We start from the raw sequence: 395 nt of genomic DNA on the forward strand, positions 1-395 counted from the left end.
GCAACAACTGCAGCACCAGCAAAGCGGCGCAGGCCCACTGAAAACGTTGTGGTGCAGTGTCGTGGTGCTGGGCCAGTTCACGCCAAGCAAGTACGGCGATCAGGACCAGTAGCAGCAGGGGTCCCCACGGGTACAACGCCCAGGCCAGGCTRAACACCGGGAATATCCGCCACCAGGCGTTGACCTGCAAACGCAGCGTGCCGGTAGGCGACGCACGGCCCAGCCAGGTGACCATGGCAGACGCCGCGCCCAGCACGAGGTAGAGCACCAGCATGGCGGACACCGTGGCCCTGTCGAAAACCAGTTCCTGAAACAAACCTTCTCCCTGAAGACACCCAGCAGGGCTAGAGTGTAAGGAGTCGGCCCGCATGGTTTGTAGGCCCGTGCTTCGAGGC

1 protein-coding gene is annotated in these 395 nt (G+C 62.9%); it reads right to left on the minus strand.

Going from position 1 to position 395, the window contains the following annotated elements; all coding sequences use genetic code 11:
- Window positions 1-316, minus strand: a 316-nt coding sequence (locus AC1D1Y_RS26760) for a hypothetical protein (RefSeq protein ID WP_477685008.1), incomplete at its 3' end; no start/stop codon positions are given.
- Window positions 317-395: the final 79 nt, after the last annotated feature.

This window comes from Polaromonas sp. P1_G1, from assembly GCF_056405595.1.